The following is a 23,072-nucleotide window of genomic DNA, read 5'->3' as shown; positions in this document are numbered from 1 at the left end:
GAAGAATGATGAAGGCCCTGCGCCGCACGACTGCCGCGCTTCTGCTCTGCGCCACCGCCATGACTGGCGGGATGCCCGGCGTGAACGCTCAGACCGGCGGTAAGCCGACGACGGCGACCCTCCATGCCGACAAGCCCGGCGCGACCTATGACAAGGCGATCTTCACCCAGTTCGCCGAGCATCTGGGGAATGGCATCTATGGCGGCCTGTGGGTCGGCAATGACCGGTCGATTCCCAACACCAACGGCTTCCGCAATGACGTCGTGGCGGCGCTGCGCAACCTGTCCGTGCCGATCATCCGCTGGCCGGGCGGCTGCTTTGCCGACGAATATCACTGGCGCGAGGGCATCGGCCCGAAGAAGGACCGCCCGACCAAGGTCAACACCCATTGGGGCGGCGTGACCGAGCCCAATAGCGTGGGCACCCACGAATTTTTCGAACTGCTGCGCCAGGTCGGTGCGCAGGCCTATATTGCGGGCAATGTCGGCAATGGCACGCCACAGGAAATGGCGGAGTGGGTGGAATATATGACCGCCCCAGCGGGCAGCCTTGCGGACCTGCGCGCGAAGAATGGGCATAAGGAACCGTGGGCCGTCCCCTATTTCGGCGTCGGCAACGAACTTTGGGGGTGCGGCGGCAATATGCGGCCGGAATTCGCGGCGGACGAGACGCGCCGCTACGCCACCTTCATCAAGGCCCCTGCCGGCACGAAAATCCTGAAGATCGCGGCCGGTGCCAATGTCGACGACTATAATTGGACCGAGACGATGATGCGGGTGGCGGGCGACCGGCTCGACGGGCTCTCGCTCCATTATTATGTCCATCCCGCAGGCGGCTGGCCGCCGCGTGCCCCCGCCGTCGATTTCGACGAAACCGGCTGGGCCGATGCGCTCGCGGGCGCGATGCGCATGGACGAACTGATCACCAGACATAGCGCGATCATGGACAAATATGATCCGGCCAAGCGCGTGTTCCTCGCCGTCGACGAATGGGGCGCCTGGTATGCGCAGGACCCCGGCACGCATCCCGGCTTCCTGCGGCAGCAGAACACGCTGCGCGATGCGCTGATCGCCTCGATCCATCTCGACATTTTCGCCAAACATGCCGACCGCGTCCGCATGACCGCCATCGCGCAGATGGTGAACGTGCTCCAGGCGATGATCCTGACCGAAGGCAGGAAGATGGTGCTGACCCCCACCTACCATGTCTTCGAGATGTACAAGCCCTGGCAGGACGCGACGGTGCTGCCGATCGACATCGACACGCCCTGGTACAACAAGGACAGGTTCGTGATGCCCGCCATCAGCGGATCGGCGGTCCGGGCGAAGGACGGCAAGGTCCATGTCGGCCTGTCCAACCTCGATCCCAACCAGAGCAACATGGTCACGGTGAAGCTGGATGGGTTGAACGCGGCGAGCGTGTCGGGCCGCATCCTGACGGCCTCGGCGATCAATGCGCACAACAGCTTCGACGATCCGCAAGTCGTGAAGCCCGCCCCCTTCACCGGCGCGCAGATTGCAAACGGCGTGTTGACCGTCGCCCTGCCGCCCAAATCGGTGGTGGTGCTCGACGTCCAGTAAAGCCCTTGGAGCGGGCGGAGGGTGGAATCGCCGTCCGCTCCATTCCCTTCCCTTTTAAGGGGTTCCGTGTTCCTGCGAAGGCAGGAACCCCGTTGAAACGGCGGAACTGGGCTCCTGCCTTCGCAGGAGCACATGACGCCCAGAACCGCTGTCGAAGAGAGTCTGCATGGCGCTGTCAAATATGCTGAAAATGGCGAGCCTCGCCCTCCTCGCCTGCGCGAGCGTCGCCGGGGCTGAGACGCTGAACAGCCGTCTGACCGGCGACCTCACGCCGACCCACGACCCCGTCATCATCCGCGAGGGCGACACCTATCACGTCTTCAGCACCGGCCATGGCCAGCGCCTGATCGAGACCCGCACGTCAAAGGATCTGATCCACTGGACCGCCGGCGATCCGGTCTTCACCGCGCTTCCCGCATGGGCGACCAAGGCCATTCCCGGCAGCGACGGCATGTGGGCGCCCGACATCAGCTTCGTAAATGGCCGCTACCGGCTCTATTATTCGGTCTCGACCTTCGGTTCGAACCGGTCGGCCATCGGCCTCGCCACCAGTCCCACGCTCGATCTCAAGGCGAAGAATTACGGCTGGCGCGACGAGGGGCTGGTGATCATGTCGACCAAGGCGGACGACTATAATGCGATCGACCCCAATTTCGTCATCGATCGCGAAGGGCGCCACTGGCTGACGCTGGGCAGCTTCTGGACCGGCATCAAGCTGTTCGAACTGGACAAAAAGACCGGAAAACCGCTGAAGACCGGTGAGCGGCCGATTTCCATCGCCCGCCGCCCCGCCCCCGCAGGCGGCCCGGCTCCGGTCGAGGCGCCCTTCATCGTCGACCATGGCGGCTATTATTGGCTGATGGCGTCCTACGACTATTGCTGCAAGGGCGTGAACAGCACCTACTACACCGTCATCGGCCGGTCGAAGGCGATCACCGGCCCCTATCTGGGCAAGGACGGCAGCAAGATGATGGAGGGCGGCGGCACGATCTTCCTGCGGGCCGACCTTCAGGAACAACAGCGCTGGCGCGGCCCCGGCCACGCGGGCTGGCTGCATGACCGCGATGGAAGAGATTATGTCGTCTATCACGCCTATGACAAGCAGGTGAACGGCGCGCCGACCCTGCGGATCGCGCCGGTCCGCTGGGGCGCGGATGGCTGGCCTGTTGCAGATTATTGAGAACTCGCCCTCACCCTTTCCCTCTTCCAGCGGGAGAGGGAGGGAGGCGCGAAGCGCCGGAAGGGTGAGGGCGACCCAAGAGGAGAGCTTTGAATGAACCCCATGAACCGCCGCCACTTCCTCGCCGGAACAGCCGCGCTATCCGCAACACCACTCATCGCGCGCGCCAAAACCGAAGTCGCCGCCCCGGTCCCGGTCAACCCGCTGGTGAAGCAGCGCGCCGACGCGCAGGTCTTCCGCCATGAGGACGGCTTTTACTACATGACCGGCTCGGTCCCAGAATATGACCGGCTGGTGCTGCGCCGATCGAAGACGCTCGCGGGCCTGTCAACCGCGGAGGAACGCGTCCTCTGGCGCCACGAAAAGACCGGTCCGATGTCCGGTTTCCTCTGGGCGCCCGAACTGCACCAGATCGACGGCAAGTGGATCATGTACTTCGCCGCCGGTCCAAGCGGCGGTGGCGAGGATGTGTTCCGCATCCGCACCTATGCCGTGGTCTGCGACGGCCCCGACCCGATGACCGGCAAATGGACCGTCCTTGGCCAGTTCCAGGCGCCCTGGGACAGCTTCAACCTCGATTCCACCAGCTTCGTCCATCGCGGCAAGCGCTATTTCGCCTGGGCGCAGCGCGAGCCGGGGATCGAGACCAACAGCAACCTCTACATCGCCCCGCTGGCCTCGCCGCTGAAACTGGCAAGCAAAGCCACCCGCCTGACCGTCCCGACGCTCGACTGGGAAATACGCGGTTACAAGGTCGCGGAGGCGCCCGCCGTCCTCCACCGCAACGGCCGCCTGTTCATGACCTATTCGGCCAGCGCGACCGACGCGCGCTATTGCCTCGGCCTGCTCACGGCGGACGAGAATGCCGACATCATGGACCCCAATGCCTGGGTGAAGTCGCCGCAGCCGGTGTTCACCACCTGCCGGGAAACCAGCGTCTACGGCCCCGGCCACAACAGCTTTACCGTCGATGAAAAGGGCCGCGATGTCCTCGTCTATCACGGCCGCGACTATGAGGCGATCCAGGGCGACCCGCTGTTCAACCCCGACCGCCACACCCGGGTGCAGCGCCTCTATTACAAGGCCGACGGCACACCCGATTTCGGCGTGCCCGTCGGCAACGGCCCGCTGCCCGAGCGCTTCGCTTCCGCCGCCGATCCCAAGGCCATGCTGGCCCATGACGGCCTGCGCCTGATCGCGGGCAACCCCTCGCTGCCCGCCACCCAGTTCCGCCAGACCGCAGGCCGAGCCGGACCGCAGAGCGTGATGCTCTCCCCCATATTGCTGCCCGACCATTATCTGGTCGCGGCCAGGGATGGATCGGTCATCCTCGCCCGCGACGATCGCAGCACCGACTTTGCGATGCGCAGCCAGTTCGTCCGCTTCACCGACGACCGCTCGGGCACGGTCCGCTTCGTGTCGATCGCGGCCGCCGGCAAGGCGCTTGCCGTGGTGAAGAATGCAATCCGTCTCGCGGGCAGCCGCGACGCTACGGCGCGTTGGATCGCGGACTGACCTTAGCTCCCAAGTCTGACAAATAGAAGGAAAAAGCCGCTTCCCCCTTCCCTCGGGAAAGCGGCCTTTTTTCCCATGCCCATAAAGCTTTAAAATGCCGATATGCCGGGATGCGGTATATTTGTCACAAGCAAAAATCTTTCATGTACGGACAGAGCAATTTCCCTCTTGCCTTCTATTACTCCGAGAAATAATTAGTCAGAGTAATTCGTGGCGCAAACGCGCTCATATCTCCATGGGGAGGATCAAAAATGGCTCTGAAGCCAATCGTTTTCACGTCTGCGTCCCTGCTCGCCCTCATGCTGGCGGGCACTGCCCACGCCCAAACCCAAAGCGCGCCCGAAACCGCGCCGCAGCAGGACGAAGCCAACGACATCATCGTCACCGGCGTCCGCGCCTCGATCGTCGGCGCGCTCAACGTGCGCAAGGAATCGACCCAGATCGTCGATTCGATCGTCGCGGAAGATGTCGGCAAACTGCCAGACAATAATGTGGTCGAGGCGCTCCAGCGCGTCACCGGCATCCAGGTCACCAACCGCACCGGCGGCGAGGCGGCGGCGATCTCGATCCGTGGCCTGCCCGACGCGCTGACCACCCTCAACGGCCGTAACATCTTCACCGCCGCCGGACAGTCCTTCCAGTTGCAGGACGTGTCGGCCAACCTCGTCAAGCGCGTCGACGTGTTCAAGACGCGCTCCGCCGACCAGATCGAAACGGGCCTGGCGGGACAGGTCAATGTGGAGACCCGCCGCCCGTTCGACTTTAACGGCTTCGCCATTTCCGGCCTCGCGCGCGGCATCTATAATGAGCAGGCGGACAGCTATAATCCGAACGTCGCGCTGCTGGTCAGCGACCGCTGGGAAACCGGCATCGGCGACATCGGCCTGTTGGTGAACGGCAGCTACAGCCGCACCAAATATCGCGACCAGACGGTGACGGCGGGCGCCTTCGTCCCGTTCGCCACCATGACCCCGCCCGCCGGAACGGGCCTGACGGCTTTCCAGCGCATCTTCCCGGTCGGCCGCGACCCGATCACCGGAGAGTTCGGCCGGGCACCGGCACTTGGCGCATGGGATCCCGGCCTCAACGCCGGCCTGTCGACGGCCGCGGGCGCGACTATGGACGTCAACGGCGTCGAGACGCCCTATTATCTGTCCCGCGACGCCGCGTTCAGCTCCGACCTCTACGGCAAGCGCGAGCGTCCGTCCTTCAACGTCGCGCTGCAATGGGCGCCCAACAGCAGCTCGGTCTACACCGCCGAAGTCTTCTATGCGGGCTTCCGGGGCGAAACGTTCAACAGCCTGCAATTCAGCTTCGTCGACTATTGGGCGAACCCGCAAGCGCCGACGCTCTATGACGGCACCAACATCGTCAAGGCGCGCACCGCCAACAGCGTTTACGGCTTCAACAGCGGCGACTTCACCAAGACCAGCACCGACAGCTTCGTCTATGCGCTGAACGGCAAATGGGACCTGGGCGATCGCGGCAAGATCATCGGTGACATCGCCTATCAGACCAGCAAGGTGAAGACCTCCTTCCTCGCCATGCGGACGGATCGGGTCGCGAACTCGATCGACGTCGATTTCAACGCGGGCGGCGGCATCCCCTCCTATCATTTCGACGATGACAGCCTGCTGGCCGATCCCGGCGTCTGGAACGTCGCCCAGCTTTACGACAATGCCAATCGCGACAAGGGCAGCGCCATCACCGGCACGCTCGACGGCTACTACAACTGGGACGAAGGCTTCCTGCGCCAGATCAAGGCGGGCATCCGCATCGACCAACGCAAGGCGTCGACCGCCGTGCGCACCCAGGATGCGGGCGCGCCGCTGGTCCGGACCACGCTGGCCGGGCTGGGCGAAGGCGCCGCCTTCACCAATTCCGACTTCTATCAGGGCCGCGCCGACGTGCCGTCGAGCTGGACCCTGGCGAACGGCTATTGGCTGCATGACAATGCCGACACCGTCCGCGGCCTCTACGGCATCAAAACCTCCGATCAGCTTGCGCTCCAGAAGGTGTTCGACATCGACGAAAGCACCATCGCCGCCTATGTGCAGGCCGATGGCGAACTGTCGATCTTCGGCCGTCCGCTGAAATTGCAGGCCGGCGTGCGCTATGTCACGGTCGATACCGACTATAATTTCTTCGACCGCTACAATGGCGGCGCGCAGACCCGCGTGTCGTCCGGGTCGGACCGCTTCCTGCCCAGCTTCACCGCGCGCTACGAGATTTTCGACAATCTGCGCCTGCGCTTCAACTATGGTGAAACGCTGCGCCGCCCGAACTTCAGCGACATCAACCCCAATTACAATCTGACCGGCGACCTCACCAATGTCGGCTATGGCAGCGGCACGGCGGGCACGGCGACGCTGAAGCCCACCCATTCGAAGAATTTCGACGCCGCGATCGAATGGTATTTCGAACGCAACAGCGCGATCACGCTGACCGGTTTCCGCCGCGAGATCAGCGGGCTGGTCGTGCCGCTGACGATTCAGGAATATATCCCGAACAACGGCATCGTGGCAGGCGCGACGGATAATTTCGCGATCACCCGCCCGGTCAACGCATCGAACGGCGTGCTCAAGGGGCTGGAACTGGGCCTGACCTATTTCCCCAGCTACCTGCCGGGCCCGCTCAACGGCCTGGGCTTCGTGGGCAGCGTCACCGTGCTGGATTCCAAGCAGAACATCCCGGAAACCAATTCGGCGGGCGTCGTCACCGGCGAATCCACCTCCTCCTTCTTCGGCGTGTCGGACCTCAGCTACAACGCGACGCTCGCCTATGATAATGGCCCGATCGGCGCGCGCCTGTCCTATATCTGGCGCAAGGAATTCCTGGCGAACAACGAAGCCCGCCTGTTCGCCAACCCGATCGGCGTGTGGCGCAACCCGGAAAAGAGCCTGGACCTCCAACTCACCTGGAACGTCAACGACCGTCTGGGCGTGACCTTCGACGCGGTGAACCTCACCAAGTCGAAGCAGCAGACCTATTACAAGTTCGAGGATGTCGGCGGGCCCGATCAGTTCAACCTCGGCACCACCCTGCTGGCGCGCACCTTCGCGTTGGGTGTCCGCTATACGTTCAAGTGAGTGCCCGATGGGATGCGGCACCTCCTCCGCATCCCATTTCCATGGCGGCCGGTCCGGGACCCTCTCCAATCCCGGCCGGCCGCCATATTCGTTTCCGGGGACAGGGGATTGAGCGATGCGCGCGTGGATCAACGCTTTGCTGGCAGGTGCGGCACTGATCGGGGCGGCTCCGCCGCCTCCCGCAATGGACAATCATCGCATCGCGGTCCAGCGCTTCGGCAAAGACGCGCCCTGGTATGAACGGCGTATCCCCTTCTTCGAATCCGCCGACCCCAGGATCGACGCGGTCTATTATTATCGCTGGTCCCTCTTCCGCGCCCACCAGCGCGATCTGGGGGAAGAAGGGTTCATCTCCACCGAATTCCTCGATGATGTCGACTGGCAGCGGCATCCCTATGCCAGCCTGAACGACGCCACCGGCTTCCATCTGGCCGAGGGACGCTGGCTGAACGACCGCCGCTATGCCGACGATTATATCGATTTCATGTATGCCGGCGGCGGCAATGACCGCCATTTCACCGACTATATGGCCGACAGCGTCTGGGGCCGCTATCTGGTCGACGGCGACCGCGAAGCGGCGCTCCGCCACCTGCCGGTCATGCGCCACATCTACCGCCTGTGGGACGAGAAGTTCGACTTCGACAAGCGCCTCTATTTCGTCGAGCCGCTGCTCGACGCCACCGAATATACCGTCTCCTCCATTGACGCGTCGGGCGGCAAGGACGGCTTTCGCGGCGGCGATGCGTTCCGCCCCTCGATCAACAGCTATATGTTCGCCAATGCCCGTGCCCTTTCCCGGCTGGCAGCGATGGCGGGCGACGAGGCCATGGCGCGGGACTATGCCGCCCGCGCCGAAGCCATCCGGGGCCATGTGCTGGCCGACCTCTGGAGCGAGAAGCTCACCCACTTCATCGACCGGCACCAGAGCCGGAAGAACCCGCACGTCACCTATTGGGAACCGATCCGCAATCGCGAGCTTGTCGGCTATCTGCCCTGGATGTTCGACCTCGTCCCCGACGAGGCGCACTATGCGCAGGCTTGGCGCCATCTGCTCGACCCCGCCTCGCTCGCCGGCAAGGCAGGCATGCGCACGGTCGAGGTGAATTACGAATATTATATGCGGCAGTATCGCTATCTCGGCCCAGACCCCGAATGCCAGTGGAACGGCCCTGTCTGGCCTTATCAGACGACCCAGGTGCTGATCGGGCTGGCGAACCTGCTCGACCATTATCAGAGCCTCGGCCCCGTCACCCGCAGCGACTATATGCGCCTGCTGCGCCAATATACGGCGCTCCACTATCAGGGCGCCGGAAAGGCCAAACGCCTCGACCTGGAGGAAGACTATCACCCTGAAACCGGCCAGCCGATCGTGGGGCTCGACCGCAGCCACCACTATTTCCATTCGGGCTATAACGACCTGATCCTGACCGGGCTGGTCGGCATCCGTCCCCGCGCCGACGATGTGCTGGAGGTGAACCCGCTGCTTCCCGAAGCGGGCGATCCGCAAGCGCTGGCCTGGTTCCGGGCGCAGGACGTGCCCTATCACGGCCGCCGTATCGCCGTGACCTGGGACGCGGACGGCAGCCATTATGGCCGGGGCAAGGGCCTGTCCATAGAGGTCGATGGCCGGGAAGTCGCCCGCCGCCCTACGCTCGGCCGCCTGACCACAGCCGTGGAAAGCGCGCGCAACGCCACCATCGATCGCCCCATCAACCGCGCAGTCCAACTCGTGCGCGGCCAGTTTCCGAAGGGCTCTGCCTCCAGCAACACCGACCCGGAAAATGTCCATGACGCCATCGATGGAAGGCTCTGGTTCTTCCCCGAACTGCCCAATGGCTGGTCTTCCGCACCCTCGCCCGCCGGACAATGGTACGCGATCGATTTCGGCAAGCCGGTCCTCCTCGGCCGCGCCGAGCTGGCCTTCTTCGCGGACGGCAAGGGCTTCGCCGTTCCGCGCGGCTATCGCCTGCAAGCCATGGTCGGGGGAGGCTGGAAGACGATCGCGACACCCAGGGGTTCACCCGTCGCCGACGGCATCACCTTCCTGCGCTGGCCTGCCATCCGCACCGACAAGGTGCGCCTGCTCATGACCCCAAAGGGCGGCAAGGCCATACGGCTCGTCGAATTCAAGCTGTTTCAGGACTAGATAGGGTGAAAGGTGGCGAGCAAACCAGCGCTGCCCGAGATTTCGCCACAAGCCAAGTCAACGCGCAAGGCGGCCAGCGACGCCTGTGCGGTCACGCGTCCTTCCAGCCGATAATGTCATCGGTCGTTGTGACCCGATTGGCAACATGCCCCACATGGGCGATCATTGTTATGAGAAAATGGCGATTTGGAAGATCCTGGCGGTGGGAGAGAGCTTGCGGACGAACTCTCTCATCGAAGGGCATCTAAACAGGCAGTGAGCCTGCGAAAAGTTGCGGTCGGCAATTGCGGAAAGGCAATCGCAAGAGGCCTATGCGGCCTCCTTCCGATGCACCCTCTGCTTCAGAACTGATAGGCCGGACGGATCCCTGTCGAGCAGCAGCAAGGCACTCATCACCGCATGGCTGACAACAACGTCGCCGCTCTCGTATTTCTGGAAGGCGTTGGGCCCGCCACCGATCAGACGGCCAGCATCCTTCTGGGTGAGGTGCAGGCGCTTCCTGATCCGACGCACCGCTTCGGGTTCGAGCAGGCCCTCGACCTGGGCCTTGAGCCGGTTCAGAGCCCGATCGGAAACCTTCATGTCGTCACCGGTGTGAATGCTCTCGTCGCTTGCATCACAATACCAGCCGGGCATGTCGAAGGTGGCTTCGTGCCCCTTGTAGGTGATGGTCATCGGCCGAACGTCGCGGAACATCGGCTGGCCCGTCTCCGGGCAGGTGGGGTTAGTCATCGCCCTTCTCCTTGAACGACAGAAGCAAAAACTCGGTCACGGCATCGGCCGTGAACTTGACGTACAAAGCCCCCTGCTCGGAGGGAACGTGGTAGACATCCTGCCAGACCCGATGATCAGCAAAGGATGTCATGGACTTATAAAAATGGCGTCGCTCGATCGTCTGTATGGTGGCGACGATCTCGCTTCGGCCAAAACCAAGCGAAGCCGCTCCTCTCAGAGCGGAACCTGTGACATTGAGCTTCTCGACCGTCGAGAAAACGGCTTTGACCGCTTCAATGTCATAGGTCGGCTTTCGCTTCTCGGTCATTGCCCTTGATAACACCACTGTGGTGTTTTTTCAAGAGGGCCGATTCCGCCAGCCTGCCGGAGGTCGCGCACGTCTAAGTTGGCCGGCTTGCCACATAGAATCCGCGCCGATGGCGGCCTAGATATCGTATCAGCCCTCTGTCCTTCAGGCTGGCAATGTCGCGTTTAGCGGTACGGCTGCTGACCTGCCAGTGCACAACAATGTCTTCAAACGTACATCGGTCGCCCTGCGCGACTCGCGCCAGCAGCCACTCCTGGCGCTCGTTCAGCGGCAAATTAATGGTGACATGGATGTCACCATTAATGTCACCATTCGTGTCACCATTAACGCCGTTGAAGAGGCCCAATTGCGCTCCCGATCCTGACCCGGCCGGTCCATGCGCGAAAGACGCAGCCGTGCCATTCGGGAGTGCTTCTGCCGGTGCCGTTGACGGATCCATATCGGCCAGGATCTGCCGAACCAGCTCGCGAACAGCCGGAGACTTCACACAAAGTCTCATTAGAAAATAACCGCTTGGACCGGAAACCCCGCCCACCCAGTTCTTCACGCTCCGCTCGCTGGCGCCAGTCCAGCGCATGACGGTCTTGACCGTTCGGTGGGTCTCATCATGCTCGCGGCGCAAAGCGTCCGCGATCAGTTCCGCATAGTCCTTGGCCGACTTCGCCAGCCCGTTCCATGGGTGCAACATTCTGCCCTTTTTCGGCAACATCCTCCGCTCCTTCCGCCGCTACATTCACGTGCGAGCGGAACGGTAGGCAGAGGTGCTCTTCGGGCTGCAGTTGGTGGATGCCCTGGACTGCTGCAGCGGCTGAACCGGAAAGGGCGACGCTTGAAGGATTGGCAGAACGAAAAGGACCAACCCCACCATGACCCGACAGCCCGCGTCGTGCGGGCCGCCGAATACGTCCGCATGTCCACCGATCACCAGAAATACTCGACCGAGAACCAGGCCGATGCGATCCGCCATTATGCATCCTCGCGGGGCATTGAGATCGTCAGCACCTATGCTGACGACGGCAAAAGCGGCCTGTCGATCGACGGACGTGCTTCGCTGCAGCGCCTGATTGCCGACGTCGAATCCGGCGCTGCCGATTTCGAGATGATCCTGGTCTATGACGTCAGCCGGTGGGGCCGCTTCCAGGACGCCGACGAAAGCGCCTATTACGAATACATCTGCCGCCGTGCCGGGATCCAGATCGCCTATTGCGCCGAACAGTTCGAGAATGACGGCTCACCGATGAGCACCATGTTCAAGGGCTTCAAGCGGGCCATGGCTGGCGAATACAGCCGAGAGCTCTCGGTCAAGGTTTTTGCCGGCCAGGGGCGGCTCATCGAGAAAGGCTACCGCCAGGGCGGCCCCGCTGGCTTCGGCCTGCGCAGGACGCTGATCGATGAACACGGCGCGACCAAGGCGGTGCTCGGCCGCGGTGAGCAAAAGAGCCTGCAGACCGACCGCGTGATCCTGACACCCGGGCCGGACGAGGAAATTGCCGTCGTGCAGGAGGTCTACCGAGCCTTCGTCCATGATGGGCAGACCGAGCGCGAGATCGCCGAGGCACTCAACGCCCGCGGCATTCTCACCGACCTTGAACGCCCATGGACGCGCGGCACCGTCCACCAGCTCCTGATCAACGAGAAGTATGTCGGCGACAATGTCTGGAACCGCCGCTCGTTCAAGCTGAAGAAGAAGCGGGTTCGCAACGCCCCGGACATGTGGATCAGGTCACAGGGCGCATTCGAGGGGATCGTCGAACGGGACCTGTTTGAGGCGGCCCATTCAATCATCACGGCGCGCTCGTTCCGCCTGTCCGACGAGGAAATGTTGGAAGCGCTTCGGGGTCTCTACGCTAGCAAGGGCCTGTTGTCCGGCATCATCATAGACGAATGCGATGGCCTGCCGTCGAGCAGCGCGTACAGTTCCCGGTTCGGCAGCCTCCTGCGCGCCTACAGCCTGGTCGGGTTCACCCCGGACAGGGACTACCGCTACGTTGCGATCAACCGGGACCTGCGCAAGCTACATCCCGATGTCCTGCGGCACGTGCTCGACGGTTTGCGCGAACAGGGCAGCGAAGCTTGGCAGGATCTCGAGACCGACCGGGTGATCGTCAACGGCGAATTCAGCCTGTCGGTCGTCATCGCCAGGTGCCAGACCACGTCGACTGGGCTGCTGCGCTGGAAGCTGCGGTTCGATACCTCGGTCATGCCCGACATCACCATCGTCGTGCGCATGGACACTGACAACCGGGCACCGCTCGATTTCTACCTGTTCCCCCGCCTTGATGTCGCGTCCGACCGGGTGCGATTGGCCGAAGACAATGGCCTCAGTCTCGACGCCTACCGCTTCGATACCCTCGACTACCTCTATGACATCGCCGCCCCAGTGCGCATCGGGGAGGCCGCCTGATGACGGAATCACGCCCCCAGCAGATCGAAATGATCCCGATATCCCGGATCACCGTGCTCAACCCGCGTTCGCGCAACAAGCGACAGCACCGGGAGATCGTGAACAACATCGAGGCGATCGGCCTCAAGCGCCCCATTACCGTAAGCCGGCGCCAGGGGCCCGGCGGCCCCCGGTACGACCTGGTATGCGGGCAAGGTCGCCTCGAGGCCTTTCAGATGCTCGGGCAGACGGAGATCCCGGCCGTCGTCATCGAGGCGGCCGAGGACGAATGCCTGGTCATGAGCCTGGTCGAGAACATCGCCCGCCGGGTGCAGCGCCCCATCGACGTCATGCGCGAGATAGGTGAGCTCCGGAAGCGCGGGTACAGTGAGGCGGACATCGCCCGGAAGATCGGTGTCCATAACTCGTGGGTCAGCATGGTGGTGTCGTTGCTCGAACGCGGCGAGGAACGGCTGTTGGCCGCGGTCGAAACCGGCCTGATCCCCGTCACCATGGCGATCGAGGTCGCTCGCGCCGAAACCGAGGAAGCCCAGAACCTGCTGCTGGAGGCTTACGAGACCGGTAAGCTGAAGGGAAAGAAGCTCGCCTCCGTCCGCCGCCTGCTCGATCATCGCCTTCGCAGCCGAAGTAAGGGCATCGGCTCCAGCCGCATGGGGCCGCGCGCAGGAAATCGTCGCATCACAGCAAACGACCTGCTGCAGGTCTATCAACGCGAAGCCGAAAAGCAGCGCCTCCTCGTCAAGAAATCCGACTTTACCCAGACACGCCTGCTGTTCGTTGTCGAGGCGATCAAGGACCTCCTTGGCGACGAAGGGTTCGTCACCCTGCTGCGGGCCGAGGGGTTGGAAACCATGCCGCGTGCCCTCGCGATCAAGATCGCCGGAGGCCTGGATGGCTGACTGGCAACCCGAACACGCAATCGAGCCGGGAGGCGATCCGCACGTTCATCTGGCCTTCGAGCGCCAGACCATCACGATTGCGATATCGGCTCTCGTCCCTCTGAAATCGCTTCGCGAGGGCGTGCGCGAGAGCAAGAAATACGCCCAGATTGTCAGTTCTATCGAGGCGATCGGACTGGTCGAGGCGCCGGTCGTCATCGCCGACACCCAACATCTTGGGCAGTATTTCCTGCTCGATGGCCATCTGCGCATCGAGGCACTGAAACAGCTCGGGACCGAGACCGTCGATTGCCTGGTTGCAACGGACGACGAGACCTACACCTACAACAAGCGGGTCAACCGCCTGCCGCCTGTGCAGGAGCATCGCATGATTGCGAGGGCCGTAGAGCGAGGAGTGGCTCCGGCCGTCATCGCCGAGGCCTTGGGGCTGGAGGTCGGTTCTGTGCACCGCAAGTTTCGTCTGCTGGACGGGATCTGCCCGGAAGCGGTGGACATTCTCAAAGACACCACCTGCCCGATGAACGTGTTCGAGGTGCTGCGTCGCATGTCGACGATGCGCCAGATTGAGGCCGCCGACCTCATGGCTGGGCAAAACAATTTTTCTCTGATGTTTGCCAAGGCCCTCCTGGCAGCAACGCCAGATGATCAGCTATGTTGATTACCGTTGAGAAGTGACCCGGGATTTCCACCGAGAAGTGACCCGCCTGATATTATGTTTCGGATGTCATTGATGGGTCAAGGTGCAGGTTTCTCCTTTCTGGGTTTGGCCTGGTGGGCCGAGCTGTTTTTGAACCGGAAGCTGTCGTTGCCGGTTTCCAGGATATGGCAGTGATGGGTGAGCCGATCGAGGAGCGCGGTGGTCATCTTGGCGTCACCGAACACGGTGGCCCATTCGCTGAAGCTCAGGTTGGTGGTGATGATGACGCTGGTGCGTTCGTATAATTTGCTCAGCAGGTGGAAGAGCAGTGCGCCGCCTGATGCGCTGAACGGCAGATAGCCTAGCTCGTCGAGGACGACGAGGTCGGAGTGGACGAGCCGGTTGGCGATCTGCCCGGCGCGCCCCTGGGCCTTTTCCTGTTCCAGGGCATTGACCAGCTCGACCGTGGAGAAGAAGCGGACGCGCTTTCGATGATGCTCGATAGCCTGAACACCCAGCGCCGTGGCGACATGGGTTTTGCCGGTGCCCGGTCCGCCGACCAGCACGATATTGTCGGCAACGTCGATGAAGTCGCAGCGGTGCAACTGGCGCACCAGCGCCTCATTCACCTCGCTGCTGGCAAAGTCGAAGCCGGCGAGGTCGCGATAGGCGGGGAACCGCGCGACCTTGAGCTGATAGGCCACAGACCGCACCTCGCGTTCGGCTGTTTCGGCTTTCAGCAACTGGGAGAGGATCGGCACCGCCGCCTCGAAGGCGGGCGATCCCTGCTGCATGAGGTCGGTCACAGCCTGGGCCATGCCGGGCATTTTCAGGCCGCGCAGCATCACGACGAGGGCGCCGGTGGCGGGATCATGACGCATGACGGTTCTCCCGGCGCAGGGCATCGTAGCGTTCGACATTGGCCATCGGCTCACTGACCAGCCTCAACGCCTGTGGCGCCGTCACCGGCGGCGTCGAGAGCGGCTTTCCATCAAGCAGCCGGTGCAGCAGGTTGAGGATGTGCGTCTTGGTCGGAACGCCTGCATCCAGCGCCATGGCGACGGCGGTCAGCACCGCCTGCTCGTCATGATGGAGGACCAGCGCCAGGATCTCGACCATCTCCCTGTCGCCGCCGGGGTTGCGCAGCAGATGCCGTTGCAACCGCTGGAAGGCATCGGGCAGTTCGAGGAACGGCGCGCCGTTGCGCAGGGCGCCGGGCTTGCGTTGAACGACGGCGAGATAATGACGCCAGTCATAGACGGTGTGGCCGGGACCATCATGGGATCGGTCGATGATGCGCTGATGCTCGCATATGACCTGTCCCTCTGCGACGACCAGGAAGCGATCGGGATAAACCCGAAGGCTGACGGGCCGATTGGCGAAGGACGCCGGAACGCTGTAACGGTTGCGTTCCAGGTGGATCAGGCAGGTTGGCGAGACCCGTTTGCCATATTCGACAAAGCCATCGAACGGTCTGCCCACCGGCATCAGGCTTTCCACTTCATCGCCCCAGGCATCGGCGACCGAACCCGGTTCGATCCCGTGCGGGATATCCTGCCACAGCGCCTTGCAGCGCTCCTCCAGCCACAGGTTCAGGGCATCCAGGCTTTCCGCCTGCGGCGTGGGTTGCCATAGCCGATGACGGGCATCCTGGACATTCTTCTCGACCTGGCCCTTTTCCCAGCCCGCTGCCGGATTACAGAACTCGGCCTCGAACAGATAGTGACTGACCATGGTGAGGAAGCGGTTGTTGACGTTGCGCTCCTTGCCGCGCCCGACCTTGTCGATGGCGGTGCGCATATTGTCGTAAATCCCACGGCGCGGAACGCCGCCCAGCACGCGGAATGCGTGATTATGGGCATCGAACAGCATCTCGTGGGTCTGGAGCAAATAGGCCCGCACGAGGAAGGCCCGGCTGTAGCTGAGCTTGAAGTGCGCCACCTGCAGCTTGGTGCGCACGCCGCCGATGATCGCCCAGTCCTCGCTCCAATCGAACTGGAATGCTTCCCCCGGTGCGAAGGACAGCGGCACGAATGTCCCGCGCCCGCTCATCTGTTGCTCACGACGATAATCATCGCGCCAGTCCCGGGCAAAGGCCGCCACCCGATTGTAGGAGCCGTCATAGCCCAGGCTGACCAGATCAGCATGCAGCTGCTTCATCGTCCGCTTCTGCTTGCGGGTCCGACCCATCTCCCGTCTCAGCCAGGCTGACAGCCGCTCCGCGAACGGGTCCAGTTTGCTCGGCCGATCGGGCACCTTGAACCGCGGCTCGATCGTGTCCGAACGTAGATATTTACGGATCGTATTACGTGACAGCCCGGTACGCCGCGCAATCTCGCGGATCGAAAGATGATCGCGGAAATGCCAGCGCCGGATAACGCTCAATAACGCCATGTCCAACACTCCATGACCCCTCGCTCGTCAATGCCAGGGGTGAGTTCAACATGGGTCACTTCTCAGTGGAAATATCGGCCCTTCCCGGGTCACTTCTCAACGGTAATCAACAAACTGACGTTCGGCGGCCTGACAAAGCCGGTCACCCGGTTGCTTGATGCGCTTGCCGATGAGGTCGAGGGCAGGAAAGTACGCAAGACCGTAATCGCGGATCCGCGCAACCCGGTGGTCGGCACCCGTCTCGTGCGCGAATGGGACGGCGCCGAGCACGTCATCACTGTGCTCAGAGACGGGTTCGACTGGCAGGGCCGAAAATACAAATCCCTATCGGCGGTCGCACGCACGATCACTGGCACCCAGTGGAACGGCTACCGCTTCTTCGGCCTGCGGGAAGCAAAGGCAGACGCCCGATGACCGACACCGCGCCACGGCGCCGCCAGCGCTGCGCCATCTACACCCGCAAATCCAGCGAGGAAGGGTTGGACATGGAGTTCAACAGCCTCGACGCCCAGCGCGAGTCCTGCGAAGCCTTTGTCGCCAGTCAGCGCGCCGAGGGCTGGGTCTGCATGCGCGAACGTTATGACGATGGCGGGTATTCAGGCGGCACGCTCGACCGGCCGGGGCTGAAGGCCCTGCTCGAGGATATCGAGGCCGGTCTGGTTGATGTGATCGTCGTCTACAAGATTGACCGCCTGTCACGCTCCCTGATGGACTTCGCCAAGCTGGTCGAGGCCTTCGACCGCAACAACGTCACCTTCGTGTCGGTAACGCAGGCGTTCAACACCACCACCTCGATGGGCCGGTTGACGTTGAATATCCTGCTGTCGTTCGCCCAGTTCGAGCGTGAGGTCACTGGCGAGCGGATCCGCGACAAGTTTGCCGCTTCCCGCGCCAAGGGCATGTGGATGGGCGGATTCGTGCCGATGGGCTACGATGTGGTCGACCGGAAGCTGGTCATCAACGAGGCCGAAGCCGCCACGGTGCGCCACATGTTCCAGCGATTTATCGAATTGGGGTCGGCAACCCTGCTGACCCGGGAGTTGGTAGCGAACGGCACCCTCAACAAGCGCGGCAAGCCGATCGACAAGGGGTTCCTGTACAAGCTCCTGCGCAACCGGCTCTATCTGGGCGAGGCGGTGCACAAGGGCACCAGCTATCCCGGCGAGCATCAGGCCATCATCAAGCCTGAACTGTGGGATCAGGTGCATACCATTCTGCAGGAAAGTCCGCGCCAGCGAGCGGCCAACACCCGCACCCAGACCCCGGCACTGCTCAAGGGGCTCATCTTCACCGATCGCGGCATCGCCATGACGCCGACCGTCACGAAAAAGGGCAGCCGCCATTACCGGTACTACACCTCGATGGACGCGATCCGGAACCGCGCCTGCGAGGGCCGTGACAGCTTCGTCCGGCTCAATGCCGGCATGGTCGAGGGCGCTGTCGTCCAGCACATCCGGTCGCTGCTGCGCACGCCGGAAATCGCGGCGCGGGCGATGGAGGCTGCGCGCAGGACTGATCCCGACATGACCGAGAACGATGTGGTCACCGCGCTGGCGGGCTTTGACGGGCTGTGGGAATCACTGTTCCCGGCCGAGCAGGCCCGCATCGCGCGGCTGCTGATCGAGCGGGTCACGGTCAGCGCAGAGGGCATTGCGGTCGACCTGCGCACCGAAGGCCTTGGATCGGTCATCCGCGAGTTGGTCACCCCGAAACAGGAGCTGGCAGCATGAGCGTGCCGACCACCATGCGGGTGTTCATCCCGCTCACCATCCGCAAACGCAACGGACGGCCGAAGATCGTGCCGCCTGCGGACGTGGCGCCCGACACCGGCGGGGTCGATCCGCATGTGCTGAAGGCGATCGCCAAGGCATGGAGTTGGCGGCGGAAGCTGGAGAGCGGGGAAGCGGCGACGCTGGCCGACATTGCCAAAGCCGAGGATGTAACGCCCGCCTATGCCGGTCGGATGCTGAAGCTGGCCTATCTGGCGCCCGCCGTGCTGGAGAAGCTAGTGATCGCGCGCGTTCCGCCGACGGTATCAGTGAAGGAGTTGGCGCAGGCTGCGGAGATGCCTTGGGTGAAGCAGGTGGCAGTCGTGTTTGGGTAGCAAGCATGGTCCCTTTTGCGCCCAAACCCAGCCATAAAAGCCCGCTAATGCAAATTGTTAGACCCGCAGCTAATTGGTCTTCTCCCCTCGCGAACTGCCGCGTGTCAATTTTGCGGTCGCGTTGTCTTACCGTCGCTCGCGGGGAGCGCCGGGATCGTCACCTGTGGCGTGTCGCCGGTCAGGCTGCCAAGGAAAGCCCCGATCTTCGAAGTCTCGTCCGGCTTTAGGTCGACGCCCAGTTGCGTCTTACCCATGATGGCAATCGCCTCGTTGAGGTCCCACACCGAACCAGTGTGGAAATAAGGCGCAGTCAGCGCGATGTTGCGCAGCGTTGGCACCTTGAAGGAATAGCGATCGGCCTCATCCTTGGTGACGGTGAAACGGCCCAAGTCACCGGGTGGTAGCAGCTTGTCGCCAGGAGCAGACTGGACGCCGAACTTGGCATACATCCCGCCACCCATGTTCACGCCGCTGTGGCATGAGGCGCAGCCCTTATCCATGAACAGCTGCAGGCCGGCCTTCTGCTGACCATTGAGAGCATTGTTGTCACCGCGCAGATATTTGTCGAACGGTGCGTTGGGCGTGATCAGCGTCGCTTCGAAGACGGCGATCGCCTTCTGCACGTTTTCCCGGGTCAGCGGGTCGCCACTACCGGGAAATGCTCTAGCGAAATAGGCGTTGTAGGCAGGCAGGCTCTTGAGCTGCTCGACGATATGTTCCTGTGGGGATGCCATTTCCACCGGATTGACCATCGGGCCACCAGCCTGCTCGAACAGGTCTTTGGCTCGGCCATCCCAGAATTGCGCTACATTATAAGCGGCATTGAACACCGTCGGGGAATTCCGACCGCCGTGCTGCCAGCGGTGCCCAATCGAGGTCGATTCATTGTCCGCTCCGCCCAGTCCGATTGAATGGCATGAGGCACAGCTGATCGCATGGCTGGCAGACAGGCGCGGATCAAAATAGAGCATTCGGCCCAACGCGAGCTTTTCAGGCGTTGCTTCATTGCCATCAAGCTTGGGCGGGTTAAGCGGGATCGGCTGGAAGACGGCGCGCGCGTCTTCCATCAGCTTGTCAGCCGCGGCAGCCATCGATGGCTCTTCAATAGCCCCCCCTGAAGCTGGCGCACCGCTTTCACCAGACTGCTTGTTGCAGCCGCTGAGGGCCAAAGCCAGAATAGCTGTAGCAGTGAGCATGGCCATTTTACGCATTGCTGGCTCCTTGACGCAATCTGCGAGTCTCGCGAATGCGAATGTAACCCACCGTGCAGCCAGGCAAGAATACTTTCTGCGCTGATGCGACGCAGGAGCCGAGATTTTTTGACGAGATGTAATTAATCGTCGCCGCCTTCGCGCTCCTGTCCTTCGCCACCTTCGGCGTCACCGCTGCGATGGCAGCGAACGCAATTGTCGATGTTGCGAATACCTTCCTCGCGGTGCTTGGCGATTATCCTGTCCTGCTGATGCTCATGGCATCCGTAGCAGGTGTACTGCTTGTAATTGCCGGCCAAGTGGCAGGTCGTGCAGGCGGTATTGTGATCGCGATCGAGCAGAAAATAGCGACTGTGGTCGAATGTTGCCGGTTTCCAGTGCGCTGGTTGGTGGCATGTCGCACATGCCGTCTGGCCGCGATGCAGGTCATCTTGCGGAGCCGTGTGACACGACTGGCAACTGCTGCGCGCATTCGCTTTGAGCAGGGCATGGTCGAATTTCACCGCACTGGCCTTCGTCAATTTCGGCCGCGGGTGATCGCTGTGGCAGGCCATGCAGTTGGGCTCGGTGAGCGCCTGATGAAATGCCGGGTGCCTTTGCGATTGGGGAATTGCCACTCCCTTGGTAGTGCGCAGGCCAATATCAGCCACGACATGGCAACTGGTGCAGCGATCGGCTGACGCCCCCTGAAACGGCGCATGGCAAGCAAAGCAATTGCTCTCCAGTGCCGCATGCGCCGGGATCAGGTTGCCGGGGCTGACCATTTCATGTGGCCGGGTGAAGCTGAGGTAGATGATTACCGCCAGCACCAGCGAAATCCCGATCCAGACGGAGCGTTTCACTTCCACCCCCAGAACAGGAAGGTTGAGAGGATGTGGGCGGTTGCAAGCACGGCGAAGGCGAGCGCGATCGGCAGGTGAATGGTCCGCCATTTGCGCACGAGGCCGGCGGCTAGGCTGTCCCAAAACAATCGCTGCTCGATTTCAGCGTCAGCGAGACCTGCCTCTCGTAGATCGGCCTTGGCCTGCTTCATCCAGCGCTGGGAGCGCGACATGAGATACTTGCCGGTCAGGCCACTGGTGATGTTCACGGCCATCGCGGCGACAGCGAGCCAGGCGAGGACGGCATTGAAGTGAATGCCGGCATGGACGAGGACAAGCGTGGAGCCGATCCAGGCCAGCCATTCGTGCAATCGCAGCAGGCGGATCGGGTTATCGCTCTTGATCATGCCGCGCTTGCGCAGGGAATGGCCGAACGAGAGCAGGATCAGGATCACGCCGGGGATCCCCAGGTAGCGGCCAATCCAGACCAGGTCCGTGAGATGGAGAATGAGGTCGATGAACAGGGTGACAGCCGCAAGCGCCACCAGCCTGAAGTAAAAAGGCAGAATTTCCCTAAAAATCAGGCGAATTCTCATTTTACAAGGACCTGACGTGAAGCTTTGTCATTCTGCCTCTGGCCTTTCTCACACTCGTGATTTGCTGGTGGCCATCAGCGCCGGCCCGGCAGCATCCGTCGCAAGGTATCGTCCTTGACGACATAATGATGGAAGAGCGCCGCCAGAGCATGGAGGCCAATCAGGAAGTATCCGATCGTCCCGACCGTCTCGTGCAACTCCTTTACCTGCTCCGCCAGCGACTTACTCTGGCCGACCAGAGCGGGAAGCTCCAAGCCAAAGAAGGGGATCGTCTTGCCTGAGGCGCTAAGAATCACCCAGCCGGCGACAGGCATCGCCAACATGAATGCGTAGAGCGAAAAATGCGTCGCGCTGGCGAGCAGCGACTGCCAGGCTGGCGGTTCCGGCGAGATAGGCGGCCTACGACTGCTGAGGCGCACTATCAGGCGGATGACAACCAAGGCGAGGACAGTCAGCCCCAGCATGAAATGCCACGTCTTAAGACCTTCGCGGATGTCGGTTCCCTTGGGGTAGTTCTCCCGCAGAAGGATCGTCGCATACACGGCGGAAATCAGCAGAACCATGGCCCAGTGAAGAGCGATCGACAGGGAGGTAAAACGCTGGCGGATGTCGGTTGAATTCATTGCGAGCCTCACATTTGGCTTTCACTCTAGATACAGGGGGAGGAAAGGCATTGTCCTTCGTCAAGGCTACTGATCATACGACCGTCCCGAATATCGATCCGATGCCCGCAGTCAGCGCCATGGCGAGCGCCCCCCAGAACGTCACACGGACAGTCGCCCGAACTATGTTCGCGCCGCCCGCCCGCGCGCCAATCGCTCCCAGCAGAGCCAGGAAAATCAGCGAGGCGATCGAAACACCGGCGACCAGCAGGGAGTCCGGCAGAAGCACGACCATGGAGAGAGGCAGCGCAGCACCGACGGCGAAGGTCGCGGCCGAAGTCAGGGCCGCCTGTATCGGCCTTGCCGCAGTGACTTCCGAAATCCCGAGTTCATCGCGCGCATGGGCAGTGAGCGCATCTTTTGCCATCAACTGGTCAGCAACCTGACGGGCAAGATCTGAATCGACGCCGCGATCCATGTAGATGCGCGTCAGTTCCTCTCGTTCGAATTCCGGCTGGCTGGCAAGCTCCGCCCGCTCACGCGCGAGGTCCGCCTGTTCCGTATCGGACTGCGAACTGACCGAGACATATTCCCCAGCCGCCATCGACATGGCGCCAGCGACAAGGCCGGCGACCCCGGCAACAAGCACTTCAGAAGTAGCGGCCGATGCCGCAGCCACGCCGACGATGAGGCTGGCGGTCGAGACGATGCCGTCATTGGCCCCGAGAACGGCCGCACGAAGCCAGCCAATGCGGGCGACCAGATGGCTTTCCGGATGTAGGTGAAGACGGGACACCGACGTTTCTCCTGATAATAGTGTAACAATAGGCCCGCGCCGATGGTCTGTCAGCG

General features: G+C 62.4%; 21 protein-coding genes. 11 read left to right on the top strand and 10 right to left on the bottom strand.

Annotated features, from left to right (window positions below; genetic code table 11):
* The first annotated feature begins 5 nt into the window (after window positions 1-5).
* The 5 genes from CAF53_RS08950 to CAF53_RS08930 all read left to right on the top strand — a co-directional run bounded on the left by CAF53_RS08950 (window position 6) and on the right by CAF53_RS08930 (window position 9,510).
* The gene (locus CAF53_RS08950) at window positions 6-1,580 is read left to right on the top strand and encodes an alpha-L-arabinofuranosidase C-terminal domain-containing protein (RefSeq protein ID WP_046762344.1); all 1,575 of its coding nucleotides are present in this window, start codon (window positions 6-8) and stop codon (window positions 1,578-1,580) included.
* Window positions 1,581-1,761: 181 nt separating this feature from the next.
* A complete protein-coding gene (locus CAF53_RS08945) occupies window positions 1,762-2,760 on the top strand; it encodes an arabinan endo-1,5-alpha-L-arabinosidase (protein WP_197707448.1) in 999 nt (332 codons plus the stop codon).
* A gap of 93 nt (window positions 2,761-2,853) precedes the next feature.
* Window positions 2,854-4,275 carry a glycoside hydrolase family 43 protein gene (locus tag CAF53_RS08940; RefSeq protein WP_100237898.1) on the top strand — a complete coding sequence of 474 codons (1,422 nt, stop codon included), beginning with the start codon at window positions 2,854-2,856 and terminating at the stop codon, window positions 4,273-4,275.
* 251 nt (window positions 4,276-4,526) lie between these two features.
* Window positions 4,527-7,364 (top strand): TonB-dependent receptor, encoded by a 2,838-nt coding sequence (locus CAF53_RS08935; protein WP_100237897.1) that lies wholly within the window; start codon window positions 4,527-4,529, stop codon window positions 7,362-7,364.
* 115 nt (window positions 7,365-7,479) lie between these two features.
* Complete coding sequence (locus tag CAF53_RS08930; protein WP_100237896.1) at window positions 7,480-9,510, top strand: glycosyl hydrolase family 65 protein; 2,031 nt, start codon at window positions 7,480-7,482, stop codon at window positions 9,508-9,510.
* A 309-nt stretch (window positions 9,511-9,819) separates the two neighbouring features.
* Here the strand turns inward: CAF53_RS08930 and CAF53_RS08925 are convergent, their stop codons facing one another.
* From CAF53_RS08925 to CAF53_RS08915, 3 genes are all read right to left on the bottom strand, one after another.
* Window positions 9,820-10,242 (bottom strand): type II toxin-antitoxin system MqsA family antitoxin, encoded by a 423-nt coding sequence (locus CAF53_RS08925; protein ID WP_100237895.1) that lies wholly within the window; start codon window positions 10,240-10,242, stop codon window positions 9,820-9,822.
* A complete protein-coding gene (locus tag CAF53_RS08920; RefSeq protein ID WP_100237894.1) occupies window positions 10,235-10,552 on the bottom strand; it encodes a type II toxin-antitoxin system MqsR family toxin in 318 nt (105 codons plus the stop codon). The genes CAF53_RS08925 and CAF53_RS08920 overlap by 8 nt, the downstream gene beginning before the upstream one ends.
* Window positions 10,553-10,625: 73 nt before the next feature.
* Window positions 10,626-11,261 carry a DeoR family transcriptional regulator gene (locus CAF53_RS08915; RefSeq protein WP_100237893.1) on the bottom strand — a complete coding sequence of 212 codons (636 nt, stop codon included), beginning with the start codon at window positions 11,259-11,261 and terminating at the stop codon, window positions 10,626-10,628.
* Window positions 11,262-11,438: 177 nt separating this feature from the next.
* Between CAF53_RS08915 and CAF53_RS08910 the strand changes: the two genes are divergently transcribed.
* Genes CAF53_RS08910 through CAF53_RS08900 form a run of 3 tightly spaced genes read left to right on the top strand, consistent with a single transcriptional unit; the run spans window position 11,439 to window position 14,513 of the window.
* Window positions 11,439-12,956, top strand: a complete 1,518-nt coding sequence (locus CAF53_RS08910; protein ID WP_347337864.1) for a recombinase family protein — start codon at window positions 11,439-11,441, stop codon at window positions 12,954-12,956.
* Window positions 12,956-13,855 carry a plasmid partitioning protein RepB C-terminal domain-containing protein gene (locus CAF53_RS08905; protein ID WP_100237892.1) on the top strand — a complete coding sequence of 300 codons (900 nt, stop codon included), beginning with the start codon at window positions 12,956-12,958 and terminating at the stop codon, window positions 13,853-13,855. Before CAF53_RS08910 ends, CAF53_RS08905 begins: the two co-directional genes overlap by 1 nt.
* Entirely contained in the window at window positions 13,848-14,513 is a 666-nt protein-coding gene (locus CAF53_RS08900; protein WP_100237891.1) for a plasmid partitioning protein RepB C-terminal domain-containing protein, read from the top strand. The genes CAF53_RS08905 and CAF53_RS08900 overlap by 8 nt, the downstream gene beginning before the upstream one ends.
* Window positions 14,514-14,590: 77 nt before the next feature.
* On the opposite strand, the gene istB is transcribed toward CAF53_RS08900, so the two are convergent.
* Together istB and istA are read right to left on the bottom strand one after the other, a co-directional pair.
* The gene (gene istB / locus CAF53_RS08895; protein WP_100236963.1) at window positions 14,591-15,373 is read right to left on the bottom strand and encodes an IS21-like element helper ATPase IstB; all 783 of its coding nucleotides are present in this window, start codon (window positions 15,371-15,373) and stop codon (window positions 14,591-14,593) included.
* Window positions 15,363-16,886: an IS21 family transposase gene (gene istA, locus CAF53_RS08890; protein ID WP_100236964.1), complete on the bottom strand. Its 1,524-nt coding sequence runs from the start codon at window positions 16,884-16,886 to the stop codon at window positions 15,363-15,365. Before istA ends, istB begins: the two co-directional genes overlap by 11 nt.
* Before the next feature lie 30 nt (window positions 16,887-16,916).
* On the opposite strand from istA, the gene CAF53_RS08885 reads away from it, so the two are divergent.
* Genes CAF53_RS08885 through CAF53_RS08875 form a run of 3 tightly spaced genes read left to right on the top strand, consistent with a single transcriptional unit; the run spans window position 16,917 to window position 18,990 of the window.
* Window positions 16,917-17,300, top strand: coding sequence for a DUF2924 domain-containing protein (locus CAF53_RS08885; protein WP_242443409.1), 384 nt, complete (start codon window positions 16,917-16,919; stop codon window positions 17,298-17,300).
* Window positions 17,297-18,616 carry a recombinase family protein gene (locus tag CAF53_RS08880; protein WP_100237889.1) on the top strand — a complete coding sequence of 440 codons (1,320 nt, stop codon included), beginning with the start codon at window positions 17,297-17,299 and terminating at the stop codon, window positions 18,614-18,616. Before CAF53_RS08885 ends, CAF53_RS08880 begins: the two co-directional genes overlap by 4 nt.
* Window positions 18,613-18,990, top strand: a complete 378-nt coding sequence (locus tag CAF53_RS08875) for a hypothetical protein (RefSeq protein ID WP_100237888.1) — start codon at window positions 18,613-18,615, stop codon at window positions 18,988-18,990. The genes CAF53_RS08880 and CAF53_RS08875 overlap by 4 nt, the downstream gene beginning before the upstream one ends.
* A gap of 104 nt (window positions 18,991-19,094) precedes the next feature.
* Here the strand turns inward: CAF53_RS08875 and CAF53_RS08870 are convergent, their stop codons facing one another.
* The 5 genes from CAF53_RS08870 to CAF53_RS08850 all read right to left on the bottom strand — a co-directional run bounded on the left by CAF53_RS08870 (window position 19,095) and on the right by CAF53_RS08850 (window position 23,016).
* On the bottom strand, window positions 19,095-20,201 hold the full coding sequence (locus CAF53_RS08870; protein ID WP_197707384.1) for a cytochrome-c peroxidase: 1,107 nt from the start codon (window positions 20,199-20,201) through the stop codon (window positions 19,095-19,097).
* Window positions 20,202-20,323: 122 nt separating this feature from the next.
* Window positions 20,324-21,043, bottom strand: a complete 720-nt coding sequence (locus CAF53_RS08865) for a cytochrome c3 family protein (protein ID WP_100238750.1) — start codon at window positions 21,041-21,043, stop codon at window positions 20,324-20,326.
* The gene (locus tag CAF53_RS08860) at window positions 21,040-21,618 is read right to left on the bottom strand and encodes a hypothetical protein (RefSeq protein ID WP_100237886.1); all 579 of its coding nucleotides are present in this window, start codon (window positions 21,616-21,618) and stop codon (window positions 21,040-21,042) included. The genes CAF53_RS08865 and CAF53_RS08860 overlap by 4 nt, the downstream gene beginning before the upstream one ends.
* A 74-nt stretch (window positions 21,619-21,692) precedes the next feature.
* Entirely contained in the window at window positions 21,693-22,241 is a 549-nt protein-coding gene (locus tag CAF53_RS08855) for a cytochrome b (RefSeq protein WP_100237885.1), read from the bottom strand.
* Between the two features lie 73 nt (window positions 22,242-22,314).
* Window positions 22,315-23,016, bottom strand: a complete 702-nt coding sequence (locus CAF53_RS08850; RefSeq protein ID WP_100237884.1) for a VIT family protein — start codon at window positions 23,014-23,016, stop codon at window positions 22,315-22,317.
* Window positions 23,017-23,072: the final 56 nt, after the last annotated feature.

This window comes from Sphingobium sp. LB126 (genome assembly GCF_002795205.1).
Lineage (GTDB): Bacteria > Pseudomonadota > Alphaproteobacteria > Sphingomonadales > Sphingomonadaceae > Sphingobium > Sphingobium chungbukense.
This window is presented reverse-complemented; position numbering and strand designations above follow the sequence as displayed.